General features: G+C 62.0%; 21 protein-coding genes. 9 read left to right on the top strand and 12 right to left on the bottom strand.

Annotated features, from left to right (window positions below; translation table 11 throughout):
* Positions 1-367: 367 nt before the first annotated feature.
* Both P406_RS21515 and P406_RS21520 read left to right on the top strand, forming a co-directional pair.
* Positions 368-1,201 carry an ion transporter gene (locus P406_RS21515; protein ID WP_003417779.1) on the top strand — a complete coding sequence of 278 codons (834 nt, stop codon included), beginning with the start codon at positions 368-370 and terminating at the stop codon, positions 1,199-1,201.
* 103 nt (positions 1,202-1,304) lie between these two features.
* Positions 1,305-2,303, top strand: a complete 999-nt coding sequence (locus P406_RS21520) for a sulfate ABC transporter substrate-binding protein (protein WP_003412272.1) — start codon at positions 1,305-1,307, stop codon at positions 2,301-2,303.
* Between the two features lie 58 nt (positions 2,304-2,361).
* Here the strand turns inward: P406_RS21520 and P406_RS21525 are convergent, their stop codons facing one another.
* Genes P406_RS21525 through ccmA form a run of 10 tightly spaced genes read right to left on the bottom strand, consistent with a single transcriptional unit; the run spans position 2,362 to position 9,749 of the window.
* A complete protein-coding gene (locus P406_RS21525; protein WP_046237323.1) occupies positions 2,362-2,769 on the bottom strand; it encodes a hypothetical protein in 408 nt (135 codons plus the stop codon).
* 11 nt (positions 2,770-2,780) lie between these two features.
* A complete protein-coding gene (gene ccmI, locus P406_RS21530; protein WP_046237324.1) occupies positions 2,781-3,974 on the bottom strand; it encodes a c-type cytochrome biogenesis protein CcmI in 1,194 nt (397 codons plus the stop codon).
* A complete protein-coding gene (locus P406_RS21535; protein ID WP_046237325.1) occupies positions 3,971-4,438 on the bottom strand; it encodes a cytochrome c-type biogenesis protein in 468 nt (155 codons plus the stop codon). The genes ccmI and P406_RS21535 overlap by 4 nt, the downstream gene beginning before the upstream one ends.
* Positions 4,435-4,971: a DsbE family thiol:disulfide interchange protein gene (locus P406_RS21540; protein ID WP_003319244.1), complete on the bottom strand. Its 537-nt coding sequence runs from the start codon at positions 4,969-4,971 to the stop codon at positions 4,435-4,437. The genes P406_RS21535 and P406_RS21540 overlap by 4 nt, the downstream gene beginning before the upstream one ends.
* The gene (locus tag P406_RS21545) at positions 4,968-6,941 is read right to left on the bottom strand and encodes a heme lyase CcmF/NrfE family subunit (protein WP_046237326.1); all 1,974 of its coding nucleotides are present in this window, start codon (positions 6,939-6,941) and stop codon (positions 4,968-4,970) included. Before P406_RS21545 ends, P406_RS21540 begins: the two co-directional genes overlap by 4 nt.
* Before the next feature lie 3 nt (positions 6,942-6,944).
* Positions 6,945-7,412: a cytochrome c maturation protein CcmE gene (gene ccmE / locus P406_RS21550; RefSeq protein WP_004417065.1), complete on the bottom strand. Its 468-nt coding sequence runs from the start codon at positions 7,410-7,412 to the stop codon at positions 6,945-6,947.
* On the bottom strand, positions 7,409-7,585 hold the full coding sequence (gene ccmD / locus P406_RS21555) for a heme exporter protein CcmD (protein WP_003422211.1): 177 nt from the start codon (positions 7,583-7,585) through the stop codon (positions 7,409-7,411). The genes ccmE and ccmD overlap by 4 nt, the downstream gene beginning before the upstream one ends.
* Positions 7,582-8,385, bottom strand: a complete 804-nt coding sequence (locus P406_RS21560) for a heme ABC transporter permease (protein WP_046237327.1) — start codon at positions 8,383-8,385, stop codon at positions 7,582-7,584. Before P406_RS21560 ends, ccmD begins: the two co-directional genes overlap by 4 nt.
* Before the next feature lie 54 nt (positions 8,386-8,439).
* Positions 8,440-9,111 (bottom strand): heme exporter protein CcmB, encoded by a 672-nt coding sequence (gene ccmB / locus P406_RS21565; protein ID WP_003417786.1) that lies wholly within the window; start codon positions 9,109-9,111, stop codon positions 8,440-8,442.
* Complete coding sequence (gene ccmA, locus P406_RS21570; protein ID WP_032703043.1) at positions 9,108-9,749, bottom strand: cytochrome c biogenesis heme-transporting ATPase CcmA; 642 nt, start codon at positions 9,747-9,749, stop codon at positions 9,108-9,110. The genes ccmB and ccmA overlap by 4 nt, the downstream gene beginning before the upstream one ends.
* A 189-nt stretch (positions 9,750-9,938) precedes the next feature.
* On the opposite strand from ccmA, the gene fliK reads away from it, so the two are divergent.
* Both fliK and P406_RS21580 read left to right on the top strand, forming a co-directional pair.
* Positions 9,939-11,567 carry a flagellar hook-length control protein FliK gene (fliK, locus tag P406_RS21575; RefSeq protein ID WP_046237328.1) on the top strand — a complete coding sequence of 543 codons (1,629 nt, stop codon included), beginning with the start codon at positions 9,939-9,941 and terminating at the stop codon, positions 11,565-11,567.
* A complete protein-coding gene (locus P406_RS21580; protein ID WP_003316875.1) occupies positions 11,567-11,890 on the top strand; it encodes an EscU/YscU/HrcU family type III secretion system export apparatus switch protein in 324 nt (107 codons plus the stop codon). Before fliK ends, P406_RS21580 begins: the two co-directional genes overlap by 1 nt.
* Before the next feature lie 21 nt (positions 11,891-11,911).
* Here P406_RS21580 and recR read toward each other — a convergent pair whose 3' ends face one another.
* Positions 11,912-12,514, bottom strand: coding sequence for a recombination mediator RecR (recR, locus tag P406_RS21585; protein ID WP_003316874.1), 603 nt, complete (start codon positions 12,512-12,514; stop codon positions 11,912-11,914).
* A 110-nt stretch (positions 12,515-12,624) separates the two neighbouring features.
* A complete protein-coding gene (locus P406_RS21590) occupies positions 12,625-13,509 on the bottom strand; it encodes a LysR family transcriptional regulator (RefSeq protein ID WP_046237329.1) in 885 nt (294 codons plus the stop codon).
* Between the two features lie 96 nt (positions 13,510-13,605).
* Here P406_RS21590 and P406_RS21595 point away from each other — a divergent pair, with 96 nt between their 5' ends.
* The 5 genes from P406_RS21595 (at position 13,606) to P406_RS21615 (ending at position 18,869) form a co-directional block, all read left to right on the top strand.
* Positions 13,606-14,742 carry a DSD1 family PLP-dependent enzyme gene (locus P406_RS21595; protein ID WP_046237330.1) on the top strand — a complete coding sequence of 379 codons (1,137 nt, stop codon included), beginning with the start codon at positions 13,606-13,608 and terminating at the stop codon, positions 14,740-14,742.
* Positions 14,732-15,130: a RidA family protein gene (locus P406_RS21600; protein WP_024961271.1), complete on the top strand. Its 399-nt coding sequence runs from the start codon at positions 14,732-14,734 to the stop codon at positions 15,128-15,130. Before P406_RS21595 ends, P406_RS21600 begins: the two co-directional genes overlap by 11 nt.
* A gap of 13 nt (positions 15,131-15,143) precedes the next feature.
* Positions 15,144-16,328, top strand: a complete 1,185-nt coding sequence (locus tag P406_RS21605; protein ID WP_046237331.1) for an NAD(P)/FAD-dependent oxidoreductase — start codon at positions 15,144-15,146, stop codon at positions 16,326-16,328.
* Positions 16,329-16,366: 38 nt separating this feature from the next.
* Positions 16,367-17,224: a GNAT family N-acetyltransferase gene (locus tag P406_RS21610; RefSeq protein WP_082100895.1), complete on the top strand. Its 858-nt coding sequence runs from the start codon at positions 16,367-16,369 to the stop codon at positions 17,222-17,224.
* 184 nt (positions 17,225-17,408) lie between these two features.
* Entirely contained in the window at positions 17,409-18,869 is a 1,461-nt protein-coding gene (locus P406_RS21615) for an aldehyde dehydrogenase family protein (RefSeq protein ID WP_046237333.1), read from the top strand.
* Positions 18,870-19,017 lie beyond the last annotated feature (148 nt).

Here is a 19,017-nt window from a genome sequence, read left to right on the forward strand (position 1 = left end):
GAGATACATCGGTGACTGGAGTTCAGACGTGTGCTCTTTCCGATCTGTCGTCAGTGCCATCGTGATCGAAAAGCACTGCGTTGGCAGCGGTTGCGGGCAACGCATGAGGTTGTGTCGCATTAGAGTCACATACTGACTATCGTGCCGGCGCTCCGCGTGGGAATGCAGTTCGTGACGCTCTGCGTCACACAGCGGCTCTGTGGTGTCAGGTGGATTGGGGTTCAACTCAGGTCACCTTTACGCGGGCTATAACGCCCTCTTCGCGAGCAAGCGAAGCGTCGCCCGGCTCGTTCCCGCAGGTGTTGTGTGCTTGCACTCAACCACCCAATGCTCCTAGGCTCACCCGATCTTTGATTCGGGAACCACCATGGACAGCTCTCTCAGCCGCCGCGAGCGGCTGCATATTGTTATTTTCGAGGCCAATACGCCTGCCGGGCGGATGTTTGACAAGGCGGTGCTGGTCGCGATTCTGCTCAGTCTGCTGGTCACTATCATCGACAGCATCGAGAGTATTCATCGTGATTACGCGATGCTCTTCGCGTGGATCGAATGGGGCTTCACGCTGATGTTTGCTATCGAATACATGCTGCGCCTGTATTGCTCGCCACGGCCTCTGAAGTACGCATTCAGTTTCTACGGGCTGGTGGACCTGCTGGCGATCGTGCCGGGCGTGCTGTCTATCTATTACAGCGATGCGCAATACCTGCTGATCGTGCGGATCATCCGTATGCTGCGGATTTTCAGGGTGCTCAAGCTCGGCACCTACCTGCGGCAAGCCAATTACCTGCTGGCGGCGCTGCGTGGCAGCAAGCAGAAGATCATCGTGTTTCTGGTCACGGTGTCTACGCTGGTCACCGTGTTCGGCACGCTAATGTATGTGATCGAAGGTCCGGAGCATGGTTTCACCAGCATTCCCAAAGGCATTTACTGGGCTATCGTGACCCTGACGACGGTGGGCTTTGGCGACATCGTGCCCAAGACCCCGCTCGGCCAGATGCTCTCCTCGCTGGTGATGATTACCGGTTACTCGATCATCGCCGTGCCCACCGGGATATTCACCGCCGAGCTGGCCAACGCCATGCGCGGCGAGCAGTTGAAACACGACTGTCCGGTGTGCTCGAAAAACCTTCACGAGCATGGCGCGGCGTTCTGCTCACGCTGCGGCAATCAATTGTTTAAAAAAACAGAGCACAAGGCATAAGCAAAGATCTTTTCGGTCTTTAAACCGCAGGCGCGATGCTGATAGTGTCGCGGCATTACGCCATCAGGCTTGTCACACGACTCTTCATCTCAAGGACCCTGCAGTGAATAAACTCTTCGCCGCCTCGCTACTGGCCGCCGGTCTGGCTTTTGCCAGCGCTGCCCAGGCAGCTCCAACGCTGCTCAACGTCTCCTATGACGTGATGCGTGATTTCTACAAGGACTACAACAGCGCCTTCCAGAAACACTGGAAAGCCGAGAAGAATGAAGAGGTGACCGTGCAGATGTCCTTCGGCGGGTCGAGCAAGCAGGCGCGTTCGGTCATCGACGGGCTGCCGGCTGACGTGATCACCATGAACATGGCCACTGACATCAATGCCCTGGCCGACAATGGCAAGCTGGTGCCGGAAGACTGGGTCAGCCGCCTGCCGAACAACAGCGCGCCATTCACTTCGGCCACGGTGTTCATTGTGCGCAAGGGCAATCCGAAGGCCCTCAAGGACTGGCCGGACCTGATCAAGGATGGCGTTGAAGTCATCGTGCCCAACCCGAAAACCTCGGGCAACGGCCGCTACACCTACCTCTCGGCATGGGGTTACACCCTGAAAAAAGGCGGCGATGAAGCGGCGGCGAAGAAATTCGTCGGTGATCTGTTCAGACATGTGCCAGTGCTTGATACCGGCGGGCGTGGTGCGACTACAACGTTCATGACCAACCAGATCGGCGACGTGCTGGTCACCTTCGAGAACGAAGCGGAAATGATCGCCCGCGAATTCGGTCGCGATCAATTCGAAGTGGTTTACCCCTCCGTGTCGGCAGAAGCCGAGCCACCGGTGAGTGTGGTCGACAAGGTCGTGGACAGGAAAGGCTCCCGCCCCCTGGCTGAGGAATACCTGAAATACCTGTGGTCACCGGAAGGCCAGGAAATCGCGGCCAAAAACTACCTGCGCCCGCGTGACCCGCAGGTGCTGGCCAAGTACACCGATCGCTTCCCGAAAGTGGACTTCCTCTCGGTGGAGAAAACCTTCGGCGACTGGCGCACGGTGCAGAAGACCCACTTCATCGACGGCGGTGTGTTCGACCAGATCTACCCGGGCAAATAAACCGCTCAGGCCATGCAAAACGGCGACCTTCGAGGTCGCCGTTTTTATTGAGCCTGGATCATTTACTGAACTGTTTGCCCAGCCCTGCCGGCACGCCACTGACATCAGTCGCCTGCCACGGACCGTTGGGGCTGGTTGCCCAACTCCAGCCGTCATTCCACTGATAATAAGTGCGCTGGCGATAGAACGTGTTGGGCTGACCGTCCATCACGTACACGCCAAGGCGCGGGTCCCAGTGGCTGCCGCCGCCCGGTGGCGGCGCGAAGCTGGCCGAGGACTTCGGCGCGGCGGCAGGCGCCTTGGCAGGCTCCGAAGGCGCGCTACTCGGACGCGGCGCGCCTGGCTGCTGGCCACCCGGCAGGTTGAGGATAGGATCCTGGCTATGTGGCGGTGCCGGATGCTGGACAGCACAGGCACTCAGGCCAACAACCAGACCCAACAAGGTGATGCGTGCGGTACGGTACATAAGCGAATTCTCTAGTTATCCGGACTGTCGATGATCAATGCCTGCTGCGCTGCAGTATCACTGGCCAGTGGCTGACTGCGGCCGACCCACTCACCGGTGGTTGGCTGCCCTGCGCGAGACACTCGCGCAACCAGTTGGACTTGCGCGAAGTTCGACAGGTTCAGTTGCGGCATCATCGCGTCGGCATCGCTCAGTTCCACCTCGGCAGGCAAGTCCGCCACGGTAATGCGTTTGACCGCCAAAGGTGCCGCCGGGCCATTGATGGCGCGGGCGAAGACGAACACGCTGTCGTTCGGGCTTACCTTGCCTTGAAGTGCCGCAGCCAGCTCGACATGAATTTTTATCGACTTCGCCTTAACTGCCGGCGCCGCGTCTGCCGCGCGTTTGGCGAGGTTATCTCTGGCGCGGGCAATGCCGCCTTCCAGTGCCGACCGCGATGCGTCATCTGCGGGCAGTGCTGCGAGCAACCGGGTCCAGTAATCCACCGCCGCCTGATAGCGCTGTGTTTCGAACGCGGCAATCCCGAGCAGACCAAGGCTGGTGACTTCCTTGGGGTCAGCCTGCAGCGCTTCGTCGGTCAGCGCCTGCACCTGGGGTGTGAAGTGTTTGCCACTGGCGAAATACAGCGCCTGAGCCCACTGCCCGAGCAACTCGGGCTGCGTTCCGGCCAGCGCCACCGAGCGCTCGAACATCTGCGCGGCATCACCCGGACGGTTCTGCGCCATGTAGCTGCGCGCCAGAAAATACAGGTTTTCGGCTGAATCCGGTTGAGCCTGGACGCTGCGCTCAAGGCGCTGGGTCATATCTGCCAGCGAGGTGGGTGGTCGAGCGAATTCGCGACTCAGTTCAACCCGGTCACTGGCACCCAGCTGGAGATAGCCCGCCAGCCCCAACACAGGCACCAGCAGCGCAGCCAGCACCAGCAAGGGCTTGCCCAGACGCGATGTGCGGGCGGGCTCGGCGCCTTCGGTGTCGGCAAGCAGCTCACGCGCTGCTTCGGCACGTGCAGCCTGCAATTGCGCCACCGACAGCACGCCCTGCTCGTGCTGAACCTGCAACTCGCTCAACCGCTCCTGATACAAGGCCACGTTCAGAGCTGTGCGGTCTTCTTCCCGTTGCGCACGATGGCCGCGCAGCAGCGGAATCAGCAAAAAGCTCAGCGCGACTATCAACAACAGCCCGGTTGCCATCCAGAAGTCGATCATCGGCGGTGCTCATCCAGCAAGGTGGCGAGACGCTGCTTCTCATCTTCGGAAAGTCCGTCGGCGTGAGCGGATTGTGCCTTGCGGCGGCCAACGATAAGGCCGATCACCATGAGTCCGCCGACCAGCAGACCGGCCGGCCCGAACCACAGCAACCAGGTGCGTGCATTGAGGCTCGGCTTGTAGCGAACGAAATCGCCATAGCGATCGACCATGAAATCGATGATCTGCTGATTGCTCTGCCCTTCGCCCAGCATGCGGTAGATTTCCTTGCGCAAATCAGCGGCAATCGGCGCATTGGAGTCGGCAATGTCCTGGTTCTGGCATTTCGGGCAGCGCAGTTCTCGGGTCAGTTCGCTGTAGCGCGCGCGCTCGGCATCGTCGCGAAAGGCATAAGCGTCGATGGCCGCGTGGGCAATACCGGAACACAGCACGGCGAGCAGGACGATCACCAGGTAGCGCTTCATGGCCGCGCCTCATCGACCAGTTGCTGATAACGCGCTGCAAGCTTTTCGCGCCACACTGCGTCGTCGATGACCCCGACGTGTTTGTAACGAATGACGCCCTGAGCATCGATCAGGAAGGTTTCCGGCGCACCGTACACCCCCAGGTTAAGGCCCAGAGAACCGTCCTGGTCACGAATATTCAGCTGATAAGGATCATGGAATTCCTTGAGCCACTTCAGCGCGTCCGCGTTGACGTCCTTGTAATTCACGCCGTAGATCAGCACGCCCTGCTGCGCCAGCCGGGTCAGCACCGGATGCTCCACCCGGCAGGCCACGCACCAGGTGCCCCAGACGTTGACCAGCGCAGGTTTGCCGAGCAGATCGGCACGGCTCAACATCCGCTCACCCTGCACCGCCGGTAGCGAGAATGCCGGAAAAGGCTTGCCGATCAGTGCCGAGGGCAGCTCGGCGGGGTCCAGATACAAACCGCGATACAAAAACGCCGCTACGCCCAGAAACAGCACCAGTGGCAGCACCATGACCCAGCGTCTCATTGTGCTGCTCCCGACAAACCCAACGCCTCGCGCACCTTGCTCTTTACCCGGGTGCGATAACGCCGGTCCAGCGCCGCCAGCACCCCGCCCAGGCCGGTCAGCAGGCCGCCAAGCCAGATCCAGCGCACAAACGGTTTGACGTGAACCCGAACGGCCCACGCACCATCGCCCAGCGGTTCACCCAGGGCAACATACAGGTCCCGGCTGAAACCGGCATCAATGCCCGCTTCGGTCATCACCGACTGCTGCACGGTGTAGAGGCGCTTCTCCGGGTGCAGTTCGGTCAGTTGAACGCCGTTGCGCAGCACGCGAACAGTGCCGCGATCCGAGGTGAAGTTCTGCCCTTCATAATGCCGGGCGCCCTCGAAGACAAAGGTATACCCACCCAGTTCGGTGGACTCGCCGGGAGCCATGCGCAAATCGCGCTCGGCGCTGTTCTGGCTCGACAGCACCACCCCCAGCGCGCACACGACAATCCCAAGGTGCGCCAGCTGCATGCCCCAATAGCTGCGGGTCAGACCGCGTGCGCCGCTGAGCAGACCCTTGTGGCGGGTCTTGTCGAGCAAGTCACGAATCCCGGCCAGCAGTACCCAGGCGGCGAGCATCAGGGTCGCCAGCACCGCCCACTGGAAATCGCCCAGCAGCAGACCGGCCAGCACTGCCAGAACGACGCTGCCGACCAGTACCGGGGCCAGCATGCCGAGCAGCCATTTCAGCGGCGTGTCCTTCCAGCGCACCAGTACGCCGACCGCCATCACCACCAGCAGCAAGCCCATCAATGGCACGAACAGCGTATTGAAGTACGGCGGGCCGACCGACATCTTGGCGCCGCTCATGGCATCGATCACCAGCGGATAAAGGGTGCCCAGCAGAATCATCGACGCGGCAACCACCAGCAACAGGTTATTGCCCAGCAGCAGGGTTTCCCGCGACCACAAGCCGAATCCGACCTGGCTTTTGACCACCGGTGCGCGAATCGCGAACAGGGTCAGCGAGCCGCCCACCACGACCAGCAAAAACATCAGGATGAACACACCGCGCGCCGGGTCCGAGGCAAAGGCGTGCACGGAGGTCAGCACCCCGGAGCGGACCAGGAAGGTGCCCAGCAGGCTCAAAGAAAACGCAGCAATGGCCAGCAATACCGTCCAGCTCTTGAACACGCCACGTTTTTCCGTGACCGCCAGCGAGTGAATCAGCGCGGTGCCCACCAGCCAGGGCATGAACGAGGCGTTTTCCACCGGGTCCCAGAACCACCAGCCGCCCCAGCCCAGCTCGTAATACGCCCACCATGAGCCCAGGCTGATGCCGATACCGAGAAAGGCCCAGGCCACCAGGGTCCATGGACGAGACCAGCGCGCCCAGGCAGCGTCGAGTCGACCGCCTAGCAAGGCCGCGATGGCGAACGCAAAGGCCACGGAGAACCCGACATAGCCCATGTACAGCATCGGCGGATGCACGATTAGGCCAATATCCTGCAACAACGGGTTCAGATCACGTCCATTCGCGGGCATCTGCGGCAACAGACGCGCGAACGGGTTGGAGGTCAGGATCAGAAACGACAGGAAACCCAGGCTGATCATGCCCATCACGGCGAGGACCCGCGCCAGCATCACCTGGGGCAGTTGCCGGGAAAACACCGACACGGCGAAGGTCCAGCCACCGAGAATCAAGGCCCAGAGCAGTAACGACCCCTCATGCGCGCCCCACACGGCACTGAACTTGTAGTACAAGGGCAGCGCGGTGTTGGAGTTCTGTGCAACGTAGGCGACGGAGAAGTCGTCGACCATGAACGCGTAGGTCAGGCAACCGAAGGCGAAGATCAGAAAGCTGAACTGGCCCCAGGCTGCCGGACGGGCCAGGCTCATCCACAAGCGATCGCCGCGCCATGCGCCGATCAGCGGAATGATGGCCTGCACCAGCGCAAAGCCGAGTGCCAGAATCATGGCCAGATGGCCGAGTTCGGGAATCATCGATCAACCCTGTTTGACGGGTGTGGGAGACGCAGCCGGTGCTGCCTGACCGCTGTCACGCAAAGCCTTGGTGACCTCGGGGGGCATGTATTTCTCGTCATGCTTGGCCAGCACTTCATCGGCCACCACTACGCCCTGTGCATTGAGTTTGCCCAGCGCCACGATGCCCTGCCCTTCACGAAACAGATCGGGAAGAATGCCCCGATAAGTGATGGTCACCGACTTGTTGAAATCGGTGACCACAAAACGCACGTCCAGCGAATCGGCCGAACGCTGCAATGAGCCCTTCTCGACCATACCGCCAGCCCGAATCCGCGTATCCAGGGGTGCCTCGCCATTGGCGATCTGGCTGGGGGTGTAGAACAGGTTGATGTTTTCCTGCAAGGCGCTGAGGGCCAGGGTCACGGCCAGACCGACACCGGCCAGCAGCGCGACAATGATCAACAAGCGTTTTTTGCGCAGCGGGTTCACGGGCGATTCTCCCGCTTCAGGCGGCGTGCCTGCTGTTTCAGAAACCGCTGCCGCGCCCATAGCGGCAACGCCACGTTGACCAGCAGCACCACAAGGCACAAACCGTAGGCCGACCAGACAAATACGCCGTGGCGGCCCATGGCAAGAAAATCGCTGAACGATGCAAAACTCAAAGCGTGTTCTCCGACTGCGCAGCTGTGTGCCCCAGGCTGCGCAGAATCTCGGCCTTGACCCACTGCGTGCGCGCTTCGCGACGCAGCACTTCAAGGCGCATGCGCATCATCAACAGCACGCCGAACAAGCAGTAGAAACCCAGCGTGGTAAACAGCAGCGGCAGCCACATTTCAGCCGGCATGGCGGGTTTTTCCGTGAGGCTGAACGTCGACCCTTGGTGCAGGGTGTTCCACCACTCGACCGAATACTTGATGATCGGAATGTTCACCACACCGACGATCGCCAGCACCGCGCAGGCCTTGGCGGCGCTGTCGCGGTTACTGATGGCATTGCCCAGCGCGATCAGGCCGAAATACAGGAACAGCAGAATCAGCATCGAGGTCAGTCGCGCGTCCCAGACCCACCATGCTCCCCAGGTGGGCTTGCCCCAGATCGCGCCGGTCGCCAGCGCCAGCGCGGTCATCCACGCGCCAATCGGTGCAGCGCAGTGCAGTGCGACATCGGCCAGCTTGATTCTCCAGACCAGCCCGACCAGCCCGCACACGGCCAGCATGACGTAACAGGACTGGGCGAGCATCGCGGCGGGTACGTGGATATAAATGATCCGGAAGCTGTTGCCCTGCTGATAATCCGGCGGCGCGAACGCCAGGCCCCAGACCATACCGATGACCAGTAACAGCAAAGCGGCAACACTCAGCCAGGGCAGCAGGCGTGCGCTGACGCGATAAAACCCTTTCGGCGAGCCGAGCGTGTGCAGCCAGGCCCAACCGATGCTGCTTTTCATGGCGTTGCTTTTCATCAGGGTGCATCCAGGGTGTTGACCGGCATCGAAGTCTCGATCCCGGAACCTCAATTATTCGCCGATGCTGATTTTCAGGCCAGCGGCTATCGCAAAGGGTGTCAGGGTGATCGCCAGCGCCGCCAGGCTGCCCAGCCACAGCAGATAGCCGGTCGCCGGCATGCCCTGCAGCGCGGCCTGCAACGCGCCACTGCCCAGAATCAGCACCGGGATGTACAGCGGCAGAATCAACAATGCCAGCAGCAGACCGCCACGCTTCAAACCCACGGTCAACGCCGCGCCCAACGCCCCCAGCAGGCTGAGCACCGGGGTGCCCAGCAGCAGCGAAACCATCAACACCGGCAGGCACTGCACCGGCAGACCGAGCATCAAGGCCAGCAAAGGTGACAACAGTACCAGTGCCAGCCCGGAAAAAACCCAGTGTGCCAGCACTTTGATCAGCACCAGAAGGGCCAGCGGGTGCGGCGAAAGGACCCACTGTTCCAGCGAGCCGTCCTCGAAATCACTGCGCAACAGCCCGTCCAGCGACAGCAGCACGGCCAGCAGTGCCGCCACCCAGACCAGCCCCGGCGACAAGGTTTGCAACAATTGCGTCTGCGGCCCCAGCGCCAGCGGGAACAGGGCGACCACGATCGCGAAGAACACCAGCGGGTTGGCCAGCTCTGCGGGACGCCTCGCCAGCAGCCGCACCTCACGGAGCATCAGCAGAACAAACACATTGCTCATGCTGACCACTGCCCCAGGTCGAGGTCCCGATAGCCCGCAGGCAGACGGCTCAGGCTGTGGTGGGTGGTCATGACAATCATGCCACCGTGTTCACAGTGCCCGGCGAGGTGGTTTTCCAGTTGCTCGATGCCTTGCCGGTCGAGCGCGGTAAACGGCTCGTCGAGCAGCCACAGTGGCGGGCCCGGCAGATACAGACGTGCCAGCGCGACGCGACGCTGCTGCCCGGCTGACAAGGTGTGACAGGGCACGTCCTCGAAACCTGCCAGACCGACCGCATCGAGGGCTGTGGCTATGGCGTCAGCATCGGCTGGCTGATGCAGCGCGCTGAGCCAGGACAGGTTTTCCAGCGGCGTCAGCACATCCTTGAGCGCTGGCGCATGACCGATCCACAACAGCTTGCTGCCCGGTGCCGCGGGCCCACGATCCACTGGCTGCGCGTCGAGCACTACCTGCCCGGCCGTTGGCTGCATCAACCCGCACAGCAGGCGCAGCAGGCTGGTCTTGCCGCAGCCGTTGGGACCGCTGATCTGCAGCATGTCGCCCGCGTGCAGGTGAAGATCGAGGTTTTCGAACAGCATCCGCCCGTCCCGCTCACACGCCAGAGCCGTCGCTTGCAAAAATGGGGTGGCTGCGATCATCGGGCGTTTCCAGTGCTTTGCGTCGCGAAATGTGCCAAAACAGACACATACGGAGTAAAACGCGGTTCAAGTCGGAGTTGATACGGCCGTTACATGAAGAGAAGTTAATGGCGGCTGGTCCGGTTTCGGCCGGTATTATACATGCGAGTCCTGTTATCAAAGGGGCAATTTCCTCGGGTCGATAGTTCAATGACAGGCGACATCACCAGCGTTCCGGCAACAAACGCCACCCTGACACTGTTGCGCGCCGGCATCTCCCCCGCGCAAGTGCTGACCATGCTGCAATCGGCGGAAAATCTGATCCCCGAAGGCGAAACCGCTAACGCCGAAGTGCTGACCCTCAAGCAGGTCAACCAGAACTTCCAGTTGCTGTTGCGGCTGGTGCTCGCCAACGGCAGCCTGACCAATTTACCGGTCACCAGCAGCGTCCCGTTCACGCCCGGCAGCCTGCTGCAAGTGGCGCAGGCGTCGGCCAACGAGCTGACCTTGACACTGCAGCAGCTCAACGGCGCGCTGAAAAACTCGATGACCAGCATCGACACCCAACAATTACCGGTCGGCACGCTGCTGCAGGGCAAAGTCATGACCAGCCAGGTGATCGCTCAGGCAGTCAATCAACTGGCCACCCAGAACCCGGCCGCTGCGACGCCCACCTACCGCTCCATCGTGATGCTGCTCAACACGGCGCTGGCGGGTTCCAGCCTGACCATCGAGAGCCCGCAGCCACTGACGGTTGGCAGCCTCCTTAGCGCTCAGGTACAAGGCAATCAGGCACTCAACTTCGTGGCCCTGCCCGGTCGCTTCGACCAACTGGCCTTGGCGCAGCAACTGTCCGCACAGCAAAATCGCCAAGGCTCGCTGGACACCCTGATCAACGCCCTGCAAAACCTGCAGTCCGGCAGCCCGACCAGTCCCGGCCCGGCCATCAGCGCCCCGCTGCAGGCCAGTATCAACCAGTTGCTCGCTGACCTGCCCGACGTCGAGCAGATGACCACCCCCAAGGGCGTGGCCCAGGCGCTGAACGCCAGTGGCGTGTTTCTGGAAGCCAGACTGCTGGCCGGATTGAACCCGGCGCAGCAGCTACCGGACATGAAAGCCAACCTGATGCGCCTGATCGCCCAGATCCTTCCCGGCCTGCCGGACAACATGTCTTACGGCGCAGCGGCGGCGTCCAACACCCTGGCGCGCACGATGCCCAATGCAATCCGCAATGCGCTGGGCACCCTGGGCCTGGTCGCGGCACGCACTCAGCCAAGCACTTTTCCGCTGCCATCGCGCACGGTCAGCGGTGGCGAGAAGGAGGATGATCTGGAAATCCTCCTCAAGCTCGCTGCGGCTGCCGTCTCACGCCTGCAAAGCCATCAACTGGGCGGGCTCGAGCAGACCCGCACCAACGCAGACGGCACCCAGGTAACCACCTGGCAGCTGGAAGTGCCGATGCGCAACGCCCACGACATCGTGCCCTTGCAGGTCAAGGTGCAGCGTGAAGACACGCCCGATCAGGACGCGGCCGAAGACCGTGATGATATCGAGATCAAAGACACCCGGGAAAAGCTCTGGAAAGTCGACCTGGCGTTCGATCTCGAGCCGTTGGGGCCCTTGCAGGTGCATGCACAGTTGCTGCGCGGCACGCTGTCCAGCCAGCTGTGGGCCGAGCGCCCCGACAGTGCGGCATTGATCGAACATGAGCTGGGGTATCTGCGCGAACGGCTGATAGCCTGCGGCCTGGCAGTGGGCGAACTGGCCTGCAGTCACGGCGCACCACCAAGCGGTCCGCGTACCGCGCTCGAACAACGCTGGATCGACGAGAACGCCTGATGAGCCTACCCGAACACACTCCGCGCCAGGCGATTGCCCTCAGCTATGACGGCCAGCACGCCCCGACGCTCAGCGCCAAGGGCGATGACCAGTTGGCCGAGGCGATTCTGGCCATTGCCCGCGAATACGAAGTGCCCATCTACGAGAACGCTGAACTGGTCAAGCTGTTGGCACGCATGGAACTGGGCGACAGTATTCCCGAGCCGCTGTACCGCACGATTGCCGAAATCATCGCGTTCGCCTGGCACCTGAAAGGCAAGTTTCCGGCTGGTCAGGACCCGAACGCGCCACCTGTCGAGCGCGATATTACGCCGCGCTACTGACTGCAGAAGCGCTGGCCAGTATCACATTGCAATCGGCTTGCGCCCTGCAAACGAGTGCGCCAGCGTGCCACCGTCGACCAGGTCAAGCTCGCCACCCAACGGAACGCCGTGGGCAATGCGCGATGCGACCAAGCCCTTGTCATGCAGCAACTGGGCGATGTAATGCGCCGTCGCTTCGCCTTCCACGGTCGGATTGGTCGCGAGGATCACCTCGGTGAAGGTGCCCTGCTGGCTGACGCGTTCCATCAACTGCGGAATGCCGATGGCCTCCGGTCCCAGGCCGTCGAGCGGCGACAGGTGGCCCTTGAGCACGAAGTAACGACCGCGGTAGCCGGTCTGTTCCACCGCATAGACATCCGTCGGGCCTTCGACCACGCACAGCAGCGTGTCATCACGACGCGGGTCTGCGCATTGCGGGCAAAGTTCCTCTTCGGTCAGCGTGCGGCACGAGCGGCAGTGACCCACGCCATCCATCGCCTGCCCCAATGCCTGCGCCAGCCGCGAACCGCCACTGCGGTCGCGCTCCAGCAACTGCAACGCCATGCGCTGGGCGGTTTTCTGACCGACGCCCGGCAGCACGCGGAAGGCATCGATCAACTGGCGAATCAGGGGGCTGAAGCTCATGGAGAAAAATCCGACAAAAACACAAGACGCGGTTTATACCCGCGCGTTGCCGTGAGCGTCAATTAAGGTGTTCAACCCAGCGACCAACAGCGTGTCGGTGCTTTGCCGAATCAGGCTTTCAGGGCGGTCTCGAGAAACTCGGTCAACGCCTGTACCCGTGCGCTGCGATGCTTTCGTACAGGCACCAGCAGGTTGATCGGCGCACTGGCCAGTTGCCAATCGGCAAGCACCCGCACCAGCCTGCCGCTGGCAATGGCGTCGCTGACGTCCCATTGCGAGCGCAACACAATGCCCAGCCCCTGCTCGGCCCAGCGCCGGGCGACCGAGCCGTCGTTGCTGAGCAGCGCGGGCTCGATGCGCAGGGTCTTTTTCGTCTGGCCCTTGCTCAGGTGCCAGAGGGTGACGTCTTCATCGTTTTCGCGAATGCAGATGCAGCGATGGCCAGCCAGCTGCTCGGGCGTCGAGGGCACACCATGTTGCTCGATATACGCCGGGCTGGCGCACAGCCAGCGATGATTCTGTGCCAACGGCCTGGCGATCCACTGGCTGTCATTGAGGCTGCCGATGTGTATCACCGCATCGCTGTCGTGACGGTCCGGCCAGGGTGTTTCGCGCAGGTCCAGTTGCAGACACAACTGCGGATGCAGCCTGGCGAAGCGCGCCAGCAGCGGCGCAATGCGCTGGCGTCCATAACCGAACGGCGCTGCCAGACGCAATGTGCCCACCAGCCGTTCATCACGCTGCCTGAAAGACTCCGGGAGTGACTCCAGTTGCTCCAGCAACTGTGCGCTTTCGCGGGCGAAACGCTCACCATCAGCGGTCAGACTCAGGCGTCTGGCGTCGCGACTGGCCAAGGTGATGCCCAGTTGCGTCTCCAGTTTGCGCAAACGCATCGACAACGCCGGCGGCGAGACATTGAGGATTCTGGCGGCAGCACTTAGCGATTCGCAGCGCGACAGGGTCACGGCCAGACGCAGGTCTTCGATAGCGATCATTCACTTCAGCTTAATGATTGATGATCACGTATTGAACCACAGCTTCATCATCGCTGCGTAGAGTGGCTCCCGTACCCAGCCACACGAGCGCTTTCCATGTCAGCCTCCCTGTCTTCTCTCGATACGCCTGTCGCGCTGCTCGATGTGTCGCGCATGCAGCACAATATCCAGCGTATGCAACAACGCATGAACGAGCTGGGCGTGCGTTTGCGCCCGCACGTCAAGACCAGCAAATGCCTGCCGGTCATACAGGCGCAGATTGCAGCGGGTGCCAGCGGTGTCACGGTGTCGACGCTGAAGGAGGCTGAGCATTGCTTTGCCGAGGGCATCGACGACGTGTTCTATGCCGTCGCCATTGCACCCGGCAAGCTGGAGCAGGCACTCAGACTGCGGCGCAAGGGCTGCCGTCTGAGCATCCTGACCGACAGTGTGGCGGCTGCCCGGGCGATTGTCGCCTTCGGCCAGGCACATGACGAACGTTTCGACGTCTGGATTGAAATCGATTGCGACGGTCACCGTTCCGGCCTGACCGTCGACGACCCCTCGCTCGTCGAGGTCGCGCGCACGCTGGTCGACGGTGGCATGCAACTGCGCGGGGTAATGACCCACGCCGGGTCCAGCTATGACCTCGACACCCCTGAAGCGCTGCAGGCCCTCGCCGAACAAGAACGCAGGCTCTGCGTCAGCGCCGCCCAGCGGATTCGTCAGGCAGGACTGCCCTGTGCGGACGTCAGCATCGGTTCGACGCCGACGGCACTGTCGGCGCAGAGCCTGCACGGCGTGACCGAAGTTCGCGCCGGGGTGTATGTGTTCTTCGATCTGGTGATGCACAACATTGGCGTATGCCAGGCAGATGAGCTGGCTCTGAGCGTATTGACCACGGTCATCGGCCATCAGCAGGACAAGGGCTGGATCATCGTTGATGCGGGCTGGATGGCCATGAGCCGCGATCGCGGCACTCAGCGTCAGCGCGAGGATTTCGGCTACGGCCAGGTGTGCAGCGAAAGCGGTGAATGGATCGACGGTGCACGGGTCACCGGTGCCAATCAGGAGCACGGCATCATCACGCTTGCTGCGGGCAGCGAGACCGACATCAGCGAGCGTTTTCCCATCGGCAGCCGACTGCGCATTCTGCCCAACCACGCCTGTGCCACCGGCGCGCAATTCCCGGACTACCACGCCTGCGACAGCGAAGGCGCAATCCATACCTGGAGTCGCCTGCATGGCTGGTGAGATGAAACCGATCAGTACGTCCCTGGCCGCAGCACCCGGTGGGCATTATTCGCAGGCGATGCTGCATCAAGGCACGCTGCATGTTTCCGGACAACTGCCGGTGCGCGCCGATGGCAGTCACAGCGTCGGCGAGCCGTTCGAGGTCCAGGCTGCGGTCGCGCTGGATAATCTGCTGGCCATCCTTGGCGCGGCGGGATGCAATACGGATGACCTGCTGAAAGTGACCATTTATATCGCCGGCGTCCAGCATTGGCCTGCCTTCGACCGCCTCTACGCTGGCTATCTGGGCGAACATCGTCCTGCGCGCGCGGTGGTGCCGGTTCCGGAATTGCACCACGGCTACCTGATCGAGATCGAAGCGCTGGCGCGTTGTAGCCAATCCACATGAGCGGGAGCCCCTCATGACCCCACAAAAAAGCGATGTCCTGATTATCGGCGGCGGCTTCATGGGCGCGTCCTCCGCGTTTTTTCTGCGCCAGCACGGCCGTTCGGTCACCCTGCTGGAGCGCGACCAGATCGGCCAATACGCCAGCGGCGTGAATTTCGGCAACGTGCGCCGTCAGGGACGGTTTCTCGGCCAGCTGGAACTGTCCAATCGCTCCTGGGCCCTGTGGAAGCGCCTGCCGGAGCTGATCGGTGAAGACCTGGAATTCATTCCCAGCGGGCATATGCGCGTGTGCTATCGCGAGGACGAAATCGCCGAACTGGAGGCCTATGCCGCTGCCCCGGAAGCCCGCGAGCTGGACTTGCAGATCCTTTCCGGCAAGGCGCTGCACGACCGTTTTCCGTTTCTCGGTGCGCAAGTCAAAGGCGGTTCCTATGCGCCCCATGACGGGCACGCCAACCCAAGGCTGGCAGCCCCCGCGTTCGCCCGTGCGGCGATTCGTGCGGGGGCAAGAATCGAAGAGCGCACCGAAGTGATCGAGGTGCAGAAGGTCGGCGGCGAGTTTCAGGTCACCACCGCCGATGGACAGCTATTCGTCGCCGAACAGTTGCTCATCACTGCCGGTGCCTGGGGCGCCAGGCTCGCCGAGCAGTTCGGCGAGTCTGTCCCTCTTGAGCCCAACGGACCGCAGATGTCGGTGACAGAACCGATACCTTACGCGCTGCCGACGGTGATCGGGGTGTTTACCAGGATCAAGGAAGAAGTGATCTATTTCCGGCAGATCCCGCGCGGCAACATCATCATCGGAGGCGGCAATCGCAATAAACCGGACATGCTCAACCGCCGCGCCTACTTCAAGCCGGAGAGCCTGATCAACCAGATGAAACAGATGAAACGCCTGCTTCCGGGCGCAGAAAAGCTGAACATCATCCGCGTCTGGAGCGGCATCGAAAGTTACACGCCGGACTCGCTGCCGATCATGGGCCGCAGCGGTAAAGTCGACGGCCTGTTCTACGCGTTTGGCTTCTGCGGCCATGGTTTTCAGCTTGGTCCCGGCGTCGGTGACGTCATGGCCGAGCTGATCAGCACCGGCAGCACGCGCACGTTGATCAGCCCGTTCGATATTCGCCGCTTCACCGATCCGACGGCCATCGAAATACCGCTCATGTCCAGCCTGATGAGCACTGGAAAGCTGGTATGAGCCAAACCACTCACCCACCTCATCGCAACGGAGGCGCCATGCCTGCAACCTCAGACGCTCACTACCAGTATCGCCCGGTGACTGCGGCGGATATCCCGGCAGCCCATGCCCTTTCAGTAAGCCTCAAGTGGCCACACCGCGAACAGGACTGGGCGATGGTGCAACGGACTTCCGAGGGTTTTGTCGCCGAGCACGATGGCCAGCTGGTTGGCGTGGCGTTTACCTGCCATCAGGGCGACTGGTCCTCGATCGGGCTGGTGATCGTCCGCGATGATCATCAGGGCAAAGGCATCGGTCGCCACTTGATGAAGCTGTGTCTCGACGCAACAGCACCGCGCACGCCGATCCTCAACGCTACGGAACTGGGCGCGCCGCTTTACCAGAGCCTGGGTTTCGTTGACTTCGCACGCATCCAGCAGCATCAGGGCGTTGCCAACCTGTCAGGGCTGGCGCCAGCGAAAGACGACCTGCCGATTCGTACGCTGGGCACGACCGACCACGCAGAACTGATCCGCCAGGCCAACGCGGGCAGCGGCCTGGATCGCACTGCCGTGCTGACTGATCTGTTGCACGATGCAGAACAGGCGGTCGGTATTGAATACGCAGGCCAGTTGCAAGGCATCGCCCTGCTGCGCCGTTTCGGACGCGGTCATATCATCGGTCCGGTGGTTGCCGGTGATGTAAATCAGGCACAACGTTTGATTGAACACCTGCTGCAACAGATACCCGGCCTGTTCGTGCGCTTCGACATTCTGGCTGACTGCGGGCTGGCGGCGTGGCTCGAAAGCCTGGGGCTGCCGTGTGTCGACAGGGCACCGCGCATGGTGCTCGGGACGCCGCCCGCCTCCAACCCGGATGTGCAGCAATTCACGCTGGTGACTCAGGCGATCGGCTGATCACAGCGCGGATAAACGGCCGAAACAGGTCCGCCATGTTAGCGGGTTGCATACAGCAGATTATTCTTTGCAGCCCGGCAGATCGGCGCTTTTTATCCAGACTGCTTTGTTAGCTTATGGGTATCGAACGGCCTGACAGCAAAGGGCCTGGCCTTGACCATTATTGCTCCAAGGAGCCCGCTGGATGACCTCACTGCCCTTGAACAGCCATCACGTTGATCCGGACACCGCGCTGAAACTGTATATCGATGGTCATTGGTCCGCCCCGCTCGACCCGGTCAGTATCGCGGTGATCAACCCTGCGACCGAAGAAGTGGTGGCGCATGTCGCCAGTGGCTCGGCCGCCGATGTCGACCGTGCGGTTGCGGCAGCGCGGGCAGCCTTTGCCGACTGGTCCAGCACCTCGCCACACGCCCGGGCCCAGGTCATCGGCCGGATCCATGAGCTCATTATCGAGCGCAAGGAGCAGCTGGCGCAGGCGATCTCGCTGGAGATGGGCGCATCCATCAGTTCGGCGCGGGCCATGCAGGTGCCGCTGGCCGCAGAACACGTGCGTGTCGCACGTGACCTGCTGGCGACCTACCGCTTCCACACCGTCGAAGGCGGCACGGCGATCGACCGCGAGCCCATCGGTGTGTGCGGGCTGATCACGCCGTGGAACTGGCCGCTGTATCAAATCACCGCCAAAGTCGCCCCGGCCATCGCGGCCGGCTGCACGGTGGTGCTCAAACCCAGCGAACTGTCGCCCCTGAGCGCCCTGCTGTTCGCGCAACTGGTGCATGACGCCGGTCTGCCGCAGGGGGTGTTCAATCTGGTCAATGGCAGCGGCCCCGAGGTTGGTGGCGCGATGGCGGCCCACCCTGATATCGACATGATCTCTATCACCGGTTCCAACCGGGCAGGCGCATTGGTGGCGCAAGCCGCCGCGCCGACGGTTAAACGAGTGACTCAGGAACTGGGCGGCAAATCACCGAATATCCTGCTGCCCGACGCCGACTTCGCCAAAGCCGTGCCGCCCGGCGTGATGGCCGCGTTCCGCAATGTGGGTCAGTCGTGCAGCGCACCGACGCGAATGATCGTGCCCAGGAACCGACTGGCAGAAGTCGAAGCGCTGGCTGCCGAAACGGCCGCGGCAATCGTTGTGGGTGACCCGCAGTTGGAGCAGACGGTATTGGGCCCTATCGCCAATGAGGCACAGTTTCATCGTGTCCAGGCGATGATCGATGCCGGGCTGAGCGAAGGCGCGAAGCTTATCTGCGGCGGGCCGGGACGGGTGCAGGGCCATGAGCGAGGCTTTTATGCCCGGCCAACGGTGTTTTCCGATGTGGACTCGTCGATGCGTATCGCCCGGGAAGAGATTTTCGGCCCGGTGCTGTGCCTGATTGCCTACGATACGGTCGAGGAGGCTATCGCAATTGCCAACGATACGGTCTATGGCCTGGGTGCGCATGTCCAGGGGCAAAACCTCGAGCAGGCACGCGCGGTGGCTTCGCGCATTCGTGCCGGGCAGGTGCACCTGAACTACCCCGCCTGGAACCCGATGGCCCCGTTTGGCGGCTACAAGCGCTCGGGCAACGGTCGCGAGTACGGCGTGCAGGGGTTTGAAGAGTATCTGGAGACCAAGGCTATTGTGGGGTTTGGCTGAGTGGGGTTTGTGCTGCGCGCTAATTTGGAATGTAGTTGACTATCGTTCCCACGCTCCGCGTGGTAATGCCTTTCGTGACGCTCCGCGTCACACAGCGGTTCTGCGATATCAGGTGGATTGAGGTTCAACTCAGGTCACCTTTTCGCCC

Source organism: Pseudomonas syringae pv. coryli str. NCPPB 4273 (assembly GCF_000972175.1).
In the GTDB taxonomy this organism is placed as follows: Bacteria; Pseudomonadota; Gammaproteobacteria; order Pseudomonadales; family Pseudomonadaceae; genus Aquipseudomonas; species Aquipseudomonas syringae.

Coding starts and splice junctions, on each gene's coding strand:
- P406_RS21515 (WP_003417779.1), top strand. CDS start 368: ATGGACAGCTCTCTCAGCCGCCGCGAGCGGCTGCATATTGTTATTTTC.
- P406_RS21525 (WP_046237323.1), bottom strand. CDS start 2,769: ATGTACCGTACCGCACGCATCACCTTGTTGGGTCTGGTTGTTGGCCTG.
- ccmI (WP_046237324.1), bottom strand. CDS start 3,974: ATGATCGACTTCTGGATGGCAACCGGGCTGTTGTTGATAGTCGCGCTG.
- P406_RS21535 (WP_046237325.1), bottom strand. CDS start 4,438: ATGAAGCGCTACCTGGTGATCGTCCTGCTCGCCGTGCTGTGTTCCGGT.
- P406_RS21540 (WP_003319244.1), bottom strand. CDS start 4,971: ATGAGACGCTGGGTCATGGTGCTGCCACTGGTGCTGTTTCTGGGCGTA.
- P406_RS21545 (WP_046237326.1), bottom strand. CDS start 6,941: ATGATTCCCGAACTCGGCCATCTGGCCATGATTCTGGCACTCGGCTTT.
- P406_RS21560 (WP_046237327.1), bottom strand. CDS start 8,385: ATGAAAAGCAACGCCATGAAAAGCAGCATCGGTTGGGCCTGGCTGCAC.
- ccmB (WP_003417786.1), bottom strand. CDS start 9,111: ATGAGCAATGTGTTTGTTCTGCTGATGCTCCGTGAGGTGCGGCTGCTG.
- ccmA (WP_032703043.1), bottom strand. CDS start 9,749: ATGATCGCAGCCACCCCATTTTTGCAAGCGACGGCTCTGGCGTGTGAG.
- fliK (WP_046237328.1), top strand. CDS start 9,939: ATGACAGGCGACATCACCAGCGTTCCGGCAACAAACGCCACCCTGACA.
- P406_RS21580 (WP_003316875.1), top strand. CDS start 11,567: ATGAGCCTACCCGAACACACTCCGCGCCAGGCGATTGCCCTCAGCTAT.
- recR (WP_003316874.1), bottom strand. CDS start 12,514: ATGAGCTTCAGCCCCCTGATTCGCCAGTTGATCGATGCCTTCCGCGTG.
- P406_RS21590 (WP_046237329.1), bottom strand. CDS start 13,509: ATGATCGCTATCGAAGACCTGCGTCTGGCCGTGACCCTGTCGCGCTGC.
- P406_RS21595 (WP_046237330.1), top strand. CDS start 13,606: ATGTCAGCCTCCCTGTCTTCTCTCGATACGCCTGTCGCGCTGCTCGAT.
- P406_RS21600 (WP_024961271.1), top strand. CDS start 14,732: ATGGCTGGTGAGATGAAACCGATCAGTACGTCCCTGGCCGCAGCACCC.
- P406_RS21605 (WP_046237331.1), top strand. CDS start 15,144: ATGACCCCACAAAAAAGCGATGTCCTGATTATCGGCGGCGGCTTCATG.
- P406_RS21610 (WP_082100895.1), top strand. CDS start 16,367: ATGCCTGCAACCTCAGACGCTCACTACCAGTATCGCCCGGTGACTGCG.
- P406_RS21615 (WP_046237333.1), top strand. CDS start 17,409: ATGACCTCACTGCCCTTGAACAGCCATCACGTTGATCCGGACACCGCG.